Here is a 15,373-nt window from a genome sequence, read left to right on the forward strand (position 1 = left end):
CCCCGCTGCCCGGCCCCCGACGCCTCCCCCGGTGACCGCCTCAAGGCGCCCCCGTCGACCGGTGCCGACGCCCGCCTCCCCCTGACCGCCCCCGCCCCACACCCGCCGCTCCCGCGTCCCCCCGGGTGACGCAAATCATCGCTTTCGTGGCTCCTCGGCCCCCTCGGCCCCGCTTACGGTGGGACGCATGTCCCCTCTGGCCGAGATCAGCAGCGCGTTCGCGCCCCGCTTCGCGGAGTTCGCGTTCGAGCCCGCGTTCACGGCTGCCGTCGACCAGCACGTGGCCGAGATCAGGGACCGGCTGTCGGCCGGCGGCCCCGCGCTCGTGCCCCCGCCCCCGCCGCACGAGGACCTCACCGACTACGCGCTCGGCTTTCTCGACGCGCTCGCCGAGCTGGACTGGCGCGAGCCCGTCGGGCACGACTACGCCGTGTGCCGACTGACCGCCATCAGCTGGCTGGTCCACCGGCACGGCCTCCTCGACACGAACACCACGGGCCCGGACGAGGACACCGCCGGTCTCGACGACCACGAGGGCCGCGAGAGCCAGGAGCGGTAGTCCGGGAGCGGTGGTCCGGGAGCGGTGGTCGGGGAGCGGTGACCGGCGAACGGGCCGCCGGCCACCGGAGTCCGTATCGGGCGGGCCCGGATCAGATCACATACCGGGGCCGCCACCCATGTCCGTACCGCCCATGTCCCGGCCGCCGCGCATGTCCCGGCCGCCCGGCATGTCCGTGCGCTCGCGGGCCGGCTGGTTGCGCATCGCGTCCTCGCGGCCCGACTGGTACGCGCTCGCCCCCGCTCCCGCCTTCGCCCGCTGCTGCTCCTCCTCCATGGTCGACAGGGCCCGCTCCCACCGCTGCCGCATCGGCTGCACCATGCCGCCGCCGACACCGACGATCATGATGCCCGCGACCGTGGCCAGCGCCGCGTAGAGCAGCGGCCGGGTGATGTCCGTCGCGATGCCGGCCTGTCCCAGCGCCGCGATGACGCCGAGGACGACGATGCACGCCCACAGGACCCGGGCCACCGTGTTGCCGTACGACCGCGAGGACAGCGCGCTGGAGACGATGCCGCGCACCGCGTTGGCGATGGCCATGGCGACGACCACCAGGACGACGGCGACGATGGCCCGCGGCAGCCAGGCGACGATGCCGTTGATCATCGCGCTGACCGGGTTGGGACCGAAGACGCCCAGGGCGAGCTGCACGGTGACCAGCAGCAGCGCGTAGTAGACGATCTTGCTGACGATGCCGGTCATGTCGTACTTGGAGTTGGCCAGCATCCGCTCCGTCCCGGCCCGCTCCGAGAGGCGTTCCGAGCCGACCTTGCGCAGCACACGGTCGAGGACGCGCGCGATCATCTTGGAGATGAACCAACCGATGGCCAGGATGACCAGGAATGCGACCAGCTTCGGCACGAAAGTGGCGATCTTCGACCAGGCGTCGTCGAGGCCCCCGGTGAAGTCGATGGAAAGCGTGGTGGCCATGAGCGGCCCCTCCTTCGGTCGGTGGCTTCCCTCTCCCTCGTGGATAGCAGCGGGGAGGGGGACCGGCCGCCGCAGCGCCGCCAACCGGGTGACGCGCCCCCGTCAAGCGGGCGGCGCGCCGCCCGGGTCCTTGCGCACGGGCCGCAGACGCCCCAGCCGCGAGCGCCTCGGCCTCGGTCGCCTCAGCCCCGGGCGCCTCAACGGCAGCCGCAGCCGCTGCCGCCTCAGTCGGGCAGTGCCCGGCGCAGCGCCTCGTCCAGCCGCGCGGCCAGCGCCTCGTTCCCGGGCGGATCGTCGCCCAGGAGCGGGCCGAGCTGCGCGGTGAACGTCTGGGTGAACGCCCCGTACAGCGGGGTCCGCGGCCGGTGCACCGCGTCGCGCAGGGCCGGCAGCAGGATGGTGCGGGCGTAGGCCGGGCGGCCGTCGTCGTCGCGCGGGACCCGGTCGGCGCCCTCCCCCGTGGGGGAGGCGGACGGCGCGCCGGCGGCCGCGGGGCAGCGCACGCCGTCGCCGTAGGCCGAGACGCGGGTGGCCGCGAACCCCGCGTCCAGCAGACAGCGCTCGCTCTGCCGGCCGGTGAGGAACCGGATCAGCTCCGCCGCCTTCCCCGGCCGCGTCGACTCCCGGGTCACCGCGAGGTTCTGCCCGCCGAGCACCGCCCGCCCCGGCAGCGGCACCACCCCCAGCTGCTCCCGCGTGAAGGTCCGGTGCAGCGCGGGGTAGACGTACGGCCAGTGCCGCAGGAAGGCCGTACGGCCCTCGGCGAAGTCGCTCAGCGAGGCGGCCTCGTCGGAGTGGACGGCGTCCGGGAGGGTGTACGCCGTCTCGGTGCGCCGGCGCAGCTCCGCGATCCCCTCGGTCAGCTCCTCGACCGTCCCCGTGTAGTGGCCCTCCTCGTCGACCAGCGCGAAGTCCTCCACCGCCGACGCGAACGCCTCCACCGCGTTGACCGTTCGGCCCTCGTAGGCGGCGAGCTGGGTGGTCCAGCCCTGGCTGTAGCCCGGGACGGGACGGCCCTCGACGGTGTCGATGAGTTTCCGCAGCTTCTTCCAGGTGAGGCCGGGGCGCAGATCGGGCCGTTCGACGTTCGCCCGCTCCAGGTGGTCGCGCCGGTAGTACAGCAGGCCGACGTCACTGTTGAACGGCGCCGCGTACACCTTGCCGTCCCACCGGGCCGTCTCGGCCACGGACGGGATGACGTCACCGTCGACCAGGTCCTCAGGGAGCGCGCCGATCAGCCCGGCGGAGGCGAACTCCGGCACCCAGGTGACGTCCAGGTTGACCACGTCGTACTTGGCGCTGCGGGACTGCAGGGCGCCGAGGAGCTGACTGCGCTGCTCGTCGGCGCTGCCCGGCAGTTCCACCAGCCGGGCGCGGTAGTGGGAGCCGGCCCGCTGCTCGCGCAGGTTCCAGGCGTCGATGAGCTGCTGGCGGACGCCGTTCTTGCCGGTGACGTCCCGGCCGCTGGCGACGACGATGACGCCGGGCACGTCGGCCGGGGCGGACGCGGCCGGTGTCCCGTCGCCGTCGCCGTTCCCGCCGCCGGTGCAGGCGGCGAGCAGCAGCAGTGCCAGCAGTGCGGCGAGCCGTCGGACCATCAGCCCTCCCCCGTTCCGGTGCGGGCGACCTCGTCGTGCAGGGCCGCGCCGAGGTCGTCGTCGGCGTCCAGGCAGCGGCCGTCGCTCGCGTCGGCGATCCGGCGGTCCGGACGGTCCCGGTCGCAGCCGCCGCTCTGCAGGGACACCACGGTCACCGGCACCCCGGACGTCCGCGCGGCGGCGAGCACGTCGTCGAGGCGGTCGCCGGTCAGCCGGTCGTTGTCCTCGCCGTCGGTGATGTGCACGATCAGCTGGGGCCGGTCGTCCCCGCGTTCGCGCATCTCGTCGAGCGCGGCGAGCAGGGCCGCGTGCGGATCGGCCTCGGCGTCCCGCACCCGGGCGCCGGTGCCGACGGCCCGCTCGGCGTCGGCCCGTGCGTGCGGGCCGAGGGGCAGCAGCGTCGCGTGGGCGGGGTCGTCGCCGGCCACCGTCCACACGCCGTACTCGTCCCGCCCGCCCAGTCCGCCGAGCGACTGCCGCAGCAGCCCGGGGCCGCCGCTCGGCCCCTCCCACAGCCCGGCCATCGAACCGGAGCTGTCCAGCAGGAACAGCACCCGGCCCGGGCCGCCCGCGTCCTGGTACGCGTCCAGCGCCCGCGCCATCGCGTCCCGGCCGGCCGACTCGTCGAGCGGTGCGGGCTCGCGCAGCACGCCCTCGGCGACCTGCTCGTCGTCCAGCAGTTTCTGGTCGTCCGCGGAGCGGAAGCCGTCCCGGGCGAACACCTGGCCGCCCTCCTGCTCACCGGTCAGCCAGGCGCGGAACCCCTCGGCCGACGCGTCCCGGGCCGCTTCGTCGCGGTCGCCGCCCCGCCAGCGGACCCGCACGAACACCGGCTCCACGCCGGGGACGTCCTCGGGGTACTGGGCGAGGCGCGGGCTGCGCGTGGTCGGGTCGCAGCCGACGCCGCTGCGCAGCAGGAACTCGGGGACCAGGGCGGCGGTGCTGTTGTCGACGGCGTCGTCGTCGGGCAGCGTGCACAGCAGGTCGGCGGCGGTGGGGGAGGGCGACCCCGGCTGGGCGACCAGGCGTTCCCCGCGGGCGACGGCATGCCCGCCCTCGCCGTACAGGCCGACCGTGGCGAGCAGTCCCACGTCCGTGAACTCCGGGTCGGGGCGGCGCACCGTGGCGTTCGCGTCCCGCGCGGTCAGGTCGCCGATCATCTCGTCCAGGGAGAGGCCGGTGCGCTCCTCCAGTGCCTCGGAGGCGATGTTCTGCGGGACGGCGAGCACGACGGGGGAGTAGGCGAGGGGTTCCTCGTCCGCCTCCAGGGAGGCGTCGGCGTCGGTGTCCTGGCCGTCCTCGACCCGGTCGACGTCGGCGCGGGAGGCGGGGATCCAGATGTCCGGCTGCGGGCCGATGTCCCGCTGCGGGTTGACGTCCCCGTCCGGGGGCTCCCGCCAGGCACCGGACTGTCCGCGCAGCGCGCCGACCACGTCGGAGGAGCCGGCGCTGTAGACGGTGACGCCGGTGCGCCGGCAGCCGTCGTCGGTGATGTTCCGGTCCGAGGTGAGGTAGGCGTCGGCGGCGGCGCGGACCGTCGGCTCCAGGTCCGGGTCGGTCAGCACCCGCAGCTCCAGCGGTGGGACGCAGACGGTGTCGTCGCCGCCCACCAGCCCGAGCCGGAAGAGACCGAGGCCGAGGAGCCCGGTGACGACCGCGGCCGGCAGCACCACGCGGAACACGGTCCTCCAGGACGGGCGCGGCGGGAGGACGGAGCGGACGAGCCCCATCAGGGTGGCGCACACACCGCGCAGGCGGGCCGACGCCCCGGACAGGACCGTCCGTAACCAGGGCCGGGGAACCGGGTCGGGGCCCGGCGGTCCGGGGAGGGGATCGTGCGGCCCGGGGACGGGGACCGGCGCCGGGACCGGGCGTCCGCGGCCGGCCGCCCCCGACCGCAGCAGCACGTCGACGCCGAGGTCGGTGCGGAGCTGCGGCTCCCACGGGTCGTCGCGCAGGGTCCGCAGACCGAGCGCCGCCATCCGCTCCCCCAGCCGGTCGGCGAGGTCCGACAGCGTCGCGTCCCGGTCCTCGTCGAGGAGCGCCGCCAGTTCGGCGGTGAACGGCGTCGGCGTCCGCGCGTCCCCCGCGTCGATACGGTGGTTGGCCTGCACGCTCATCAGCAGCAGCACGCGCCGCTTGTCGTCGAAGTGCTCCCGCACCGGCGCCGCGTTGCCCGCGAAGCAGCAGTCCAGGACGACCACGATGCGCCGCGCCGCGCTGGTGGCCAGCACCGTCGCCAGCAGGTCGCCGATCTTCTCCGCGCCGTGGAACACCGTGTGCCGGCCGGCGATCACCCGGGCGTCGCGCATCTGCAGGTACAGCTCGTCGGCCCCGCTGGGGATGGCGCCGTGCCCCGCGAAGTAGACCAGCAGCAGCCCCTCGGCCTGCCTGGCCGACCGTTGCAGCACCTGCCCGAAGTCGGCCAGGTACGGCGACGGCAGCACCTTGACGTCCTGCTCGCCGAACACCTGCCCGCCCGTGAGCACTTCGCGCATGCGGTTCAGGTTGTGCTTGACCGCCGGAAGGTCGCCCGGCACGCCGTGCGGCGGCTCCGTGTGGTCGTACTCGGACACGCCGACCAGCAGCGCCCGGTTCACCAACCCGCGCGGGTCGAAAGGGATCACCGGCCTACCTGTCGTCGAGGTCCACCGGTTCGACTCCGCCCTCCGGCGGTTCGCCGTCCTGGACGTCGCGCCGGTTGGCCCGCCATGCCGACACGGCCCGCTTGACCTGGTCCAGCAGCTCCTGGGCGACCGCGCCCGCACCCGCGCCGACGAGGACGACCACGATGTCCATGCCGACGCCCATCGGGGCGCCCGACTCGTCCGTCCTGGGCCGCTCGTGGATCCGCAACTCGCCCGCGCGCACCCGCTCCTCGAGCGGTTTCTCCCGCTCCAGCCAGGTGCGCAGCGCCCCGATGTCGCTCTCGGTCGCGGTTCCGTCCAGCCGTACCCGAATGCCTTGGTTGGCCACACCGTCCCCCTCAGCCATACGTCACATCATGGCACCGCCGCGGCCCGCTGGGGAGGGTTCGTCCGTCACTCAGCCCTGGGTCTGCAACTGCCGCAGCTGCTGCCGCACATGGTCCAGCGCGCCCTCCCGCCGGCCCGGTACCCGGCCGCGCAGGTCCGCGAGCGCCGCGCCCAGCTCACGGGCGCGGGCCGGGTCGCCGATCCGCCCCCACTGGTGGTGCGCCCGGTCCACGGCCGCCTCGACCGCGGGCGCGTCCGGCGCCTGACCGGCACTCAGCCGCGCGCCGGCCACCGCCATCCACGCCCCGCAGCTGCGGGCCGCGTCCCCGGCCAGCATCGCCAGGTCCGCCCGCACCTCGGTCCAGTGCAGCGCCTCCTCCGAGGCGGGCCCGTGCGCGAGACCGGCCGCCTGCTCCAGCCGCGCGGCGAGCGCGTCGGCGTCCGCGTGCCGGCCGGAACGCACGGCGGCGGTCACCGCCGCGTGCGGGTCGCCCGGGACAGGCCCGCGCTGGGCCAGCACCAGGTCGGTGCCCCCGCTCTCCGGCGCGATCCGCGCCAGCGCCTGCTGGTGCAGGTCCTCCTCCGGCGGCCGCCACCCGCTGCGCAGGATCGTCGCGACGGCCTTCATGTACGCCGGTGCCGCGACCCCGCGACGGGACGGCGGCGGCGCGATCCGCCCGTACACCGCGTTGTCGCGGCCGCAGTCGAGCGGGGACGGGCCCGGCGGCCGGGCCGCGCCCAGCAGCTGCCAGGTCTCCGCGTCGGCGTGCAGGTCGAGGATCAGTGTCGTCGCGCCCGCGGCGCGCAGCCGCAGTTCCTCCCGGAACCAGTGCCAGGGCAGTGCCGTGTACCGCACGGTGGACGCGGTGGTCCGGGCCAGCGCCAGGTGCGGCAGGCGTTGTCTGCGGTCGAGCTGGAGCTGGCCGGTGACGTACACGGTCAGCGGTCCCGGCGCGGCGGCCGCCGCCCGCAGCCGGGTCAGCACGGCCTGCGGCTCCAGCGGATCGGCCAGTTCGACGACGTTCGCGGTGTCGGTGCCGGACAGCACGGCGGGCGGCACCGCCGCGAGGACCGGGAGCACGGACGCCGCGTCCACCAGCCGCCCGCGGCCCAACGGCGAGGCCGCCAGCAGCAGCACGGTTCCGGGCATGGTCCCCTCCCCTGTCGATCACTTACGTCAGCACGGTAACCGCTGCGGCCGCGAAGGGGGGCGTCAGGAGGGTGAACGTCCCCCTTCGTGGCCTTCGCCCCCCGTCACCCGGGTCCGCCGCACCGCGAACGCGGTGGTGTCGTCGGCCAGGTGGCCGCCGCTGTGCCGCAGCGTCCCGTCCCGTACGACGGCGACCAGCGGGGCCGGTGCGGCCACCCGCGGGTCCGCGGTCACCGCGCGGGTCACGTCGTCGGCGAGCCGGTAGAAGTGGCCGGCCGCGTCCCGTGCCTCGGTCACCCCGTCGGTGACCAGCAGCAGCGTCTCGTCGTCGGCCACCGGCACCCGGCACACCCGCGGCGGGCCGGGGGCCAGGTCGCGGTAGCCGAGCGGGAGCCCCCCGCCGACCGGCAGGGTCCGCACCCCGCCGGCGCCGACGGCCAGCGGCGGTTCGTGCCCGAACACCACGGCGTCCACCACACCGGTCCGGTCCGCGGGGAAGCCCAGCAGCACGGCGGTGGCGAACCGGTCGCCGTCGTCCCGCCCGAGCGCCCCGATGTAGTCGCGGTGCCGCGCCATCCGGGTCTCCAGCCGCTCCGCGACGACCGCCAGCTCCGCCTCGTGGTAGCCGGCCTCGCGGAAGGCGCCGAGCAGGACCGACGCCGTCTCCACCGCGCCCAGCCCCTTTCCCTGCACGTCGCCGACGAGGACGCGGGTGCCGTGCGGGCCCGGCTGGATGTCGTAGAAGTCGCCGCCGACCCGGGCCTGGGTGTCCGCGGTGAGGTAGACCCCGGCGTGGTCCAGGCCGCCCCAGCCCGGCGGCAGGGGACGCAGCACGGTGCGCCGCACGGTGTCGGCGACGTCCCGCATGTGCAGGGCACGGCGCTCCCCGCGCACCCGCACCGCGCAGGCCAGGGTGGCGAGGACGCCGCCGGCGGCGACGAGGATGAAGTCGGGCAGCCCCGCCTGGAACTGGTGCGGCCAGGCGTTGTCCACGGCGGTGTACGCGGCCATCGCGAGCACCGCGAACAGGGCCGTACCCCACACCCCGCAGATCGCGGCGGCGATGCCCGGCACCAGCACGATCCAGGAGATGATCCGGAACTCGCCGGTGGTGTTGTAGTCGGCCACCGCGATGGCGGTGAGCAGCAGCAGCGGCGGCACCCAGGCGACGCTGCGGTCCCCCAGCCGGAGCATCTCGTGCCGGTGCGCGACGTCCCGCCGGCCGGCCGACGGGTACCGGTCGTGCAGGCCGTGTCCCCCGCTGCCCGGATTCACGGCCCCAGCGAAACACGGGCCCGTGCGGCCCGCATCCGGTCCCCGGCGACGGATCAGCGTGCCCGACTTGCCGCCGGCTCCCGGGGGGTGTGCCCTGGTAAGCGGGGGCGAGGAGAGAGGAGTGCTCCCATGGCGCATGCGGCACCCCGGTCCAGGGGCCCGGTCGAGCGGACCGACCCGACCGACCCGACCGCCCTCTTCGGTCCCCGGGCCCACCGGGCGGCGAAGGTGGCGGTCCCCGTCCTCATCGGGCTCGTGTACGGCTACTGGGCGGCGGCCAACCGGCGGGACGCCGGGCCCGTCACCGGCTGGAACCTGCTGTTCGGCTTCCTCACCGCGCTCGCGTTCGCCCTGGTCTTCATGGCGCTCCTGGCCCTGGCACCGAAGCTGCGGCGCGAGATGCACGCGGTGCTCTGGGCGGCCTTCAGCGGCATCGCGGTCGGCTTCCTTTTCAACCAGTCCGACGGCAGCGTCCTGCGGTCCACGGCCCTGGGACTGGTGGTCGCGGCGGGCGTCTTCGCGATGATGTTCTACCGCTTCTACACCCACGAGGACGCAACAGGCCACCCCGCCACATGACCCCCGCCCCGCACCCACCCCGGTGCCGCCCATTCGGCTCCCACCACTCGCGCCCCCCGCCCCCACCCCCTTGCCTGGACACGTGCCCCGCCACCCCGAAGCCGCCCCCCACACCCCCCTCCGCAACGCCCTGTCGGCCACACTCGTCGCCCTCGCCTGCCTCCTCACCCCCTGCGGCGCCCTCGCAGCCTGGGCGACATTCGGACTCGCCGACACCGGCAGGTACGTCAGCACCGTCGCCCCCCTGGCCACCGACCCGGCCGTACGCGACGCGGTCGCCGCCGCCGTGAGCGACGAGGTCGTACGGGAACTGAACCTCGCACCGGAACCGGAACCGGAGCCGGAAGCGAACCCGATCCCGGACCCCGACCCGGACCCGGACCCGGACCCGGCCACAGTCGCGGCACACCCCACCCTCGCCCCCTTCGTCCACGACGCCATCCGCTCCTTCACCCGCACCGAGGCGTTCCGCACCGCCTGGGAAGCGGGCAACCGCGCCGTCCACGACGCGGTCCTGCACGCCCTGCGCGACGACACGGCCCCCCGCGGCCCCGTCACCGTCGACCTGGCGCCCGTCATCGCGCAGGTGAGACACCACCTCGTCGCCGACCGCATGCCCTTCGCCGACCGCATCCCCGTCGAGCACACCGAGGTCGCGGTCGTACCGGCCGGTGAGCTGGCCGGGCTCCGGAAGGGGTATCACGTGCTGGACACCGCCGCCTTCTGGCTGCCGCTCACGGCCGTCGTCCTCGCCGTCACCGGGATCGCCGTCGCCGCGTGCCGGCGCCGTGCGCTCACCGCCACCGGTCTGGGCACGGCCCTGGGCGGTGCGCTGCTCGCCCTCGCCGTCGCCCTCGGCCGCCGCCTCACCCTGGCCGACCTGCCCGAGCGCCTGCACCGCCCCGCGGCGGCCGCGGTCTACGACGCCCTCACCGCCACCCTGCGCACGGCGGCCTGGCTGCTCCTCGCACTGGGTCTGACCGTGGCCCTGGCCTCCTGGCTGACCACCCGCCGCCCCCACCGCCCCCAGCCCCTCGCCCACCCCACACCGTCCCCCACCCCCACACCCGTCGACGCCCCGGCCCCGTCCCCCCGGACCGGCGTCTGACCCCGCTCCCCAGCCGTTCACCGCAACCCGCCCCCCTCCCCCCACGTCTTCGAGAACGTCCCCGAGGGAGGATTCGGGCATCGCACCCCGCGAGTGGAGGGCCGCAACCTTGGACACAGCCACTGCCGATCCGGCGGTCACCGACGACGGGACCGGGCGGCCTGGGGGAGGACGGCGGTTCGGTGCCTGGTGCGCGGCGCTGCTGTTCGCCGGGGTGAGCGCGGTCGTCGGCTGCCGGATCGCCGACATCGACGGCGTCACCCCCGTGCCCCAGCTGCTGGCCTTCCTGCCCTGGCTGCTCGTGCCCACCGCCGTCGGGCTGCTGTGCACCGTGCCGGCCCGCTGGTGGACCGGCGCCGTGTGGGGCGTGGCCCTGCTCGGACTGCTGGCCTGGTACATCGAGCCGTACGGCAGGACCGGCGAGCCCGAGGGGCCGCCCGTCGCCGAACTGCGGGTGCTGACCTCCAACGTGGAGTTCGGCCAGGGCACCGGCGCCCTGCTCGACGCCGTACGGCGGGAGAAGCCGGACATCCTGTTCGTGCAGGAGTGCGAGTACACCTGCGACGCGACGCTGCGGCGGGAGCTGGCCGCGACCCATCCGCACCGGCAGGCCGTCGAAGGCGGCGGATCCGAGGGTTCCGTCATCCTCAGCCGCTTCCCGCTCACCGCCCGGGACGAGGTGCCCGGCACCATGGGCATGCCCGGTGCCGTCGCCGACGTCGACGGGCACCCCGTACGGCTCCAGCTCGCCCACCCCATGCCGCCGCTCCCCGACCAGGTGGGCCTCTGGCAGCGGGAGCTGGGCCGGCTGCGCGACGCGGCCGCCGCCGGCCGGGACACCCCGACCGTGCTGGCCGGGGACTTCAACGCCTCCCAGGACCACGCCGCCTTCCGGCGCATCCTCGACACCGGTCTGCGCGACGCGGCCCGGCTGGACGGGGCGGACCGGACACCGACCTGGCCCGCGCGGACCACTCCCGCGTTCGGTACGCAGATCGACCACGTCCTGGTGTCCGAGGAGTTCGCCGCGCGCCGGGCCCGTTTCCTCGACCTCGCCGACACCGACCACCGCGCGCTGGTCGTCGACCTCACGCTGCACGGCGGCCGGTGACACGTCCGCGGGCCGCCACCCCGGGGGAGGGTGACGGCCCGCGAGCGCGACCGGCCGCTACCGCGCGGACTTGGCCAGCGCCTTCTCCGCCTTGTCCAGCGCGGCGGCGAAGCCGTTCGCCCACAGCTGGTTCACCCGGGACCGCTCGGTGGCGTTGGGGTAGGCGTTGGTGCAGGACGGGCCGGGACCGCCACCGGACATCAGCTCGCTGCACGGACCGCTGTAGTGGTCCGGCAGTCCGAGCACGTGGCCGGTCTCGTGCGAGGTGACCCGCGTGGAGTCGTAGGTCTGGTTCTGCCGGTAGTCGAGGAAGATGTAGCCGCTGCCGTGCCCGTCGGTGGAGGCGTACGAGCCGCGCGAGTCGTTGCCCTCGTAGTACCGGAAGTCGACGCCCGAGGTGCCCGACTGGAGTCTCACGTTCGACACCGAGCTGTTCCATATCTGGGTGCTGCGGGCTATCTGCGTGGCGAACGTGGGCGCCCGGGAGGCGTCGTAGACGACGGTGACGGCGGCCGCGCCCGTCGGGTTCGCGGCCCGCTTCTCGGCCGCCGACTTCAGCACCGCCTCGAAGAAGGCGCGGTTGGCCGCGGCCTCCTCGGCCGAGCCGTTGTACGCGGCGACCCCGGACGGGGCGGAGGGGGCGGGCGCCGCCGAGGCGGGGGCCGTGCCGAGTCCGAGGGCCGTGAGGCCGAGACCGGCGGCGGTGAGCACGGAGAGGGGCATGCGCATGCGCATCGATGACTCCTTGGGGTGGGGGTGAGTCATGTCATCGGTGAGTGTCCGCGCCCCTGTGGCGGCTGTGATGATGGCAACCGGTGATAGCTCCGCCCTATCACCCCTCTCCGGCCACCCTCCTTCGGCCACCCGCCCCCCGGCCGCCTGACTCCCCGGTCGCCTGACTCCGCCTGACTCCGCCTGAACGGACGGGATTTGTGCGTCTGGTGAAACCTGAACTTCCGCCTTACCCTCCCAGGGCATGGAGCTGGAGGTCAGGCACCTCAGGGCGCTGTGCGCGATCGCCGACACCGGCAGTCTGCACCGCGCGGCACGACAACTCGGCGTCGCGCAACCGTCGTTGAGCACGCAGCTGCGCCGCGTCGAGGAGGAGCTGGGCGGCGCGCTGTTCGTCCGCGCGCGCACCGGCTGCCGCCCCACCCCGCTGGGGCGGCTGGTGCTCAGCCGCGCCCGCCCGCTGGTGGCCGAACTGCGCTCCCTGGTCACCGAGGCCCGCGACGCCGCGGCCGGCGGCCGGCAGTTGCGCATCGGCTCCACCGCCAGCCGCGCCCTGCCGGGCTGGCTGCGGCGGCTGCGCCGGCACTGCCAGGAACCCACCCTGCACATGGACGTCTCCGCCAACGCCCTGCTCCGCATGGTCGCCGACGGCCAGCTCGACGTCGCCTTCGTGCACGAGGTCGAGGGTTTCCCGCTGCGCGTCCCCGAGGGCCTGCGCACCCGGGTCCTGGTCGAGCGCGAACCGCAGTTCGTGTCCCTGCCCGCCGACCACCCGGCCGCCGCGCACCCCGTCGTCCACCTGTCCGACCTGGCCGGCGACCGCTGGATGATCGACCCCGCGGTCGACGGCGAGTGGGACGCCGTACGCCGGCTGCTGCGCTCCTCCGGCCTCAACCCGCGCGTCCTGCACGGCGATTACCACACAGCCGCGTCCCTGGTCGCCATCGGCGAGGCCGTCACCGTCTGCCAGCCGACCTCGCCCTCCCGCCCCGAGACGGCGGTCCGCCGGCTGTACGGCGACCCGCTCGGCGTACGGCTGCTGCTGGCGGCCCGTACGGACACGGAACTGGAGGGCGTCTATCCCGACCTGGCCGAGGCGTACCGGGAGGCGGCCCGGCAGGCACCGGCCTACCGGGAGTGGCTGGAAAGCGGAGGGCAGGAACCACCGGTCCCGGCCCTCCCCTGACACCACTGACGCGCTGACGCGGTGACGTGTCAGACGCCGATGTCCCGGCCGTCCGCGCGCCACACCGCGACCACGGCCGGACGGACGTAGGTGCCCGGCCCGTCGGGCCAGGTGCTGGCCGGCTGGTCCACCGACGCGCCGTCCACCTCGCCCGGGTGCTGCACGGCGACGAGCACCCGCCGGTCCTGGATGATCGGGCCGCAGGTCTCGGCGCCGTTCGGCACGGTCAGGAACTGCTTCAGCTCACCGCGCCGGTCGCCGCGCGTGGCGACACCGAAGAGGCCGTCGTGGGAGCCGAGGGCGGAGCCGTCGGTGGAGATCCACAGGTTGCCGTGCGCGTCGAAGGCGACGTTGTCCGGGCAGGAGATCGGGCTGACGGAGTCCTTCGGGAAACCGGCGAAGTACGTCGCCGGGTCCTCCGGGTCGCCCGCGACCAGGAACAGCGACCAGGCGAAGCTGGTGCTCTCCGGCCGGTTCCAGCGCTCGGTCAGCTCCAGCACCTGACCGTGCTTGTTGGAGTTGCGCGGGTTGGCCTCGTCGGCGGCGGCGTAACCGGCCTTGCCGCGGTTGGAGTTGTTGGTGAGGGCGACGTACACCTTGCCGGTGACCGGGTTGGGCTCGACGTCCTCGGGGCGGTCCATCTTGGTGGCGCCCACCTTGTCACCGGCCAGGCGCGTGAAGACGAACACCTCCTCGGCGGTCATGCCCTCGACGTGCGAGACGGCGCCGTCGGCGGTGGCGGTGGCCAGCGGGATCCACTGACCGCTGCCGTCGAACTCGCCGTCCTTCGGCAGCTTGCCCGTGCCGTCGATCTCGATGGCCGGGGAGTCGCCGGTGAGCTTGGCGACGTACAGCGTGCCCTCGTCGAGCAGGGAGAGGTTGTGCTCGCGGGCGGACCGGCTGTTGCCGTGCCGCATCCTCTTGCTGCCGACGAACTTGTAGAAGTAGTCGAAGCGCTCGTCGTCACCGGAGTACACGACCGGACGCCCGTCGTGCGTCAGCCGCACGGTCGCGCCCTCGTGCTTGAAGCGGCCGAGCGCGGTGTGCTTGCGGGGCGTGGAGTCGGGGTCGTACGGGTCCAGCTCGACGACGTACCCGAAGCGGTGCACCTCGTTGGGCTCCTGGGCGACGTCGAACCGCTTGTCGAAACGCTCCCACTTGCGCTCGGTGGCGGCGGTGCCGATGCCGTACCGCTTGTCGGTGGCGCGGCTGCTGTTGGCGAAGTACTGGTTGAAGTTCTCCTCGCCGTGCAGCGTGGTGCCCCACGGGGTGGTGCCGCCGGCGCAGTTGTTCAGGGTGCCGAGCACCTTGGTGCCGCTCGGGTCGGCGGAGGTCTTCACCAGGTCGGACCCGGCGACGGGCCCGGTCAGCCGGAACTCGGAGGTGGCGGTGAGACGGCGGTTGAGCTGGTGCCGGGTGACGGGCGTCAGCCTGCCGCTGCCGCGCTCCTCCTCCACCGCGACGACGGCGAGGCCGTGCGCGGCCCAGGCGATCTCCACCTGCTCACGGGTGGGGTTCGCCGGGTCGTAGTCCCGGAACATCAGGACCTCGTCGGTGTACTCGTGGTTCGCGACGAGGATCTGCCGGTCGCGCTCGCCGCGCAGCGGCAGCAGGGCGAGGAAGTCGCAGTTGTACCCGAACTGCCCGGCCTGCGCCTTGGCGCTCTGCTTCTCCGGGTCGAAGGCGGGCGCGCCGCGCAGGATGGGCTCGCCCCAACGGATGACGACGTCCTGCCGGTAGCCCTCCGGCACGGTGACGACGTCGTCGGTGTTGGGCGCGACGGGCGTGAACCGCAGACCGCGGGCGCCCTTGGGTTTGCCGTGGTGGCCGCCCTTGGCGGCCGGGGCGGCCTGCGCCTCGGGCGCGGCGGCGACGCCGACGGCCCCGGCACCGGCCGCGGCGACGGTCACGACCGCGGCGGCGCGCATCATCGAGCGGCGGCTGAGGGCGCCGGCGATGACGTCACCGACGTACTCGTTGGAGCTGGTGTTGGGCACCTCGTGGAAGCAGGCGTCACCACACCGGAAACGACAGGTCATGGCGGACCGGCCGCCGGGGTGGGAACCGGACGGTGTTCCGATCAGCGGCAGCAGCTTTCGCACGTTTTTTCTCCTTGGGTGCCCGTGGTGTCAGCGCGACCGTAGGTGCACATATGTGCGGTAGCCGGGCG

General features: G+C 74.6%; 13 protein-coding genes. 5 read left to right on the top strand and 8 right to left on the bottom strand.

All coding sequences use genetic code 11. The annotated features are described in order from the left end of the window. The first annotated feature begins 187 nt into the window (after window positions 1-187). The gene (locus FHX78_RS16565) at window positions 188-559 is read left to right on the top strand and encodes a DUF6401 family natural product biosynthesis protein (protein ID WP_229923908.1); all 372 of its coding nucleotides are present in this window, start codon (window positions 188-190) and stop codon (window positions 557-559) included. A 96-nt stretch (window positions 560-655) separates the two neighbouring features. Here FHX78_RS16565 and FHX78_RS16570 read toward each other — a convergent pair whose 3' ends face one another. From FHX78_RS16570 to FHX78_RS16595, 6 genes are all read right to left on the bottom strand, one after another. Beyond that, entirely contained in the window at window positions 656-1,489 is an 834-nt protein-coding gene (locus tag FHX78_RS16570; protein WP_145868232.1) for a mechanosensitive ion channel family protein, read from the bottom strand. Between the two features lie 224 nt (window positions 1,490-1,713). Further along, the gene (locus tag FHX78_RS16575) at window positions 1,714-3,087 is read right to left on the bottom strand and encodes an extracellular solute-binding protein (protein ID WP_145868233.1); all 1,374 of its coding nucleotides are present in this window, start codon (window positions 3,085-3,087) and stop codon (window positions 1,714-1,716) included. Beyond that, window positions 3,087-5,714 (bottom strand): vWA domain-containing protein, encoded by a 2,628-nt coding sequence (locus FHX78_RS16580; protein WP_229923909.1) that lies wholly within the window; start codon window positions 5,712-5,714, stop codon window positions 3,087-3,089. Before FHX78_RS16580 ends, FHX78_RS16575 begins: the two co-directional genes overlap by 1 nt. Before the next feature lie 4 nt (window positions 5,715-5,718). Continuing rightward, on the bottom strand, window positions 5,719-6,081 hold the full coding sequence (locus FHX78_RS16585; protein ID WP_145868234.1) for an effector-associated constant component EACC1: 363 nt from the start codon (window positions 6,079-6,081) through the stop codon (window positions 5,719-5,721). A 51-nt stretch (window positions 6,082-6,132) separates the two neighbouring features. Then, window positions 6,133-7,212, bottom strand: coding sequence for a hypothetical protein (locus FHX78_RS16590; protein ID WP_145868235.1), 1,080 nt, complete (start codon window positions 7,210-7,212; stop codon window positions 6,133-6,135). Between the two features lie 63 nt (window positions 7,213-7,275). Beyond that, window positions 7,276-8,406 carry a PP2C family protein-serine/threonine phosphatase gene (locus FHX78_RS16595; RefSeq protein WP_189908569.1) on the bottom strand — a complete coding sequence of 377 codons (1,131 nt, stop codon included), beginning with the start codon at window positions 8,404-8,406 and terminating at the stop codon, window positions 7,276-7,278. 210 nt (window positions 8,407-8,616) lie between these two features. Here FHX78_RS16595 and FHX78_RS16600 point away from each other — a divergent pair, with 210 nt between their 5' ends. The 3 genes from FHX78_RS16600 to FHX78_RS16610 all read left to right on the top strand — a co-directional run bounded on the left by FHX78_RS16600 (window position 8,617) and on the right by FHX78_RS16610 (window position 11,285). Then, window positions 8,617-9,066: a hypothetical protein gene (locus tag FHX78_RS16600; RefSeq protein WP_145868237.1), complete on the top strand. Its 450-nt coding sequence runs from the start codon at window positions 8,617-8,619 to the stop codon at window positions 9,064-9,066. 82 nt (window positions 9,067-9,148) lie between these two features. After that, complete coding sequence (locus tag FHX78_RS16605) at window positions 9,149-10,174, top strand: hypothetical protein (RefSeq protein ID WP_229923910.1); 1,026 nt, start codon at window positions 9,149-9,151, stop codon at window positions 10,172-10,174. Between the two features lie 109 nt (window positions 10,175-10,283). Beyond that, on the top strand, window positions 10,284-11,285 hold the full coding sequence (locus FHX78_RS16610) for an endonuclease/exonuclease/phosphatase family protein (protein WP_145868238.1): 1,002 nt from the start codon (window positions 10,284-10,286) through the stop codon (window positions 11,283-11,285). A gap of 57 nt (window positions 11,286-11,342) precedes the next feature. On the opposite strand, the gene snpA is transcribed toward FHX78_RS16610, so the two are convergent. Continuing rightward, window positions 11,343-12,020, bottom strand: a complete 678-nt coding sequence (gene snpA / locus FHX78_RS16615; RefSeq protein WP_145868239.1) for a snapalysin — start codon at window positions 12,018-12,020, stop codon at window positions 11,343-11,345. A 241-nt stretch (window positions 12,021-12,261) separates the two neighbouring features. Here snpA and FHX78_RS16620 point away from each other — a divergent pair, with 241 nt between their 5' ends. Continuing rightward, window positions 12,262-13,203 carry a LysR family transcriptional regulator gene (locus FHX78_RS16620; protein ID WP_145868240.1) on the top strand — a complete coding sequence of 314 codons (942 nt, stop codon included), beginning with the start codon at window positions 12,262-12,264 and terminating at the stop codon, window positions 13,201-13,203. A 29-nt stretch (window positions 13,204-13,232) separates the two neighbouring features. Here the strand turns inward: FHX78_RS16620 and FHX78_RS16625 are convergent, their stop codons facing one another. Further along, window positions 13,233-15,305 carry a PhoX family protein gene (locus FHX78_RS16625; RefSeq protein ID WP_145868241.1) on the bottom strand — a complete coding sequence of 691 codons (2,073 nt, stop codon included), beginning with the start codon at window positions 15,303-15,305 and terminating at the stop codon, window positions 13,233-13,235. Window positions 15,306-15,373: the final 68 nt, after the last annotated feature.

This window comes from Streptomyces capillispiralis (genome assembly GCF_007829875.1).
GTDB lineage: Bacteria > Actinomycetota > Actinomycetes > Streptomycetales > Streptomycetaceae > Streptomyces > Streptomyces capillispiralis.

What these genes read in the sequence shown, in the direction of transcription:
- FHX78_RS16620 (WP_145868240.1), top strand. Translation starts at nt 12,262, where the DNA reads ATGGAGCTGGAGGTCAGGCACCTCAGGGCGCTGTGCGCGATCGCCGAC.
- FHX78_RS16575 (WP_145868233.1), bottom strand. Translation starts at nt 3,087, where the DNA reads ATGGTCCGACGGCTCGCCGCACTGCTGGCACTGCTGCTGCTCGCCGCC.
- FHX78_RS16590 (WP_145868235.1), bottom strand. Translation starts at nt 7,212, where the DNA reads ATGCCCGGAACCGTGCTGCTGCTGGCGGCCTCGCCGTTGGGCCGCGGG.
- FHX78_RS16570 (WP_145868232.1), bottom strand. Translation starts at nt 1,489, where the DNA reads ATGGCCACCACGCTTTCCATCGACTTCACCGGGGGCCTCGACGACGCC.
- FHX78_RS16595 (WP_189908569.1), bottom strand. Translation starts at nt 8,406, where the DNA reads ATGCTCCGGCTGGGGGACCGCAGCGTCGCCTGGGTGCCGCCGCTGCTG.
- snpA (WP_145868239.1), bottom strand. Translation starts at nt 12,020, where the DNA reads ATGCGCATGCGCATGCCCCTCTCCGTGCTCACCGCCGCCGGTCTCGGC.
- FHX78_RS16600 (WP_145868237.1), top strand. Translation starts at nt 8,617, where the DNA reads ATGGCGCATGCGGCACCCCGGTCCAGGGGCCCGGTCGAGCGGACCGAC.
- FHX78_RS16565 (WP_229923908.1), top strand. Translation starts at nt 188, where the DNA reads ATGTCCCCTCTGGCCGAGATCAGCAGCGCGTTCGCGCCCCGCTTCGCG.
- FHX78_RS16585 (WP_145868234.1), bottom strand. Translation starts at nt 6,081, where the DNA reads ATGGCTGAGGGGGACGGTGTGGCCAACCAAGGCATTCGGGTACGGCTG.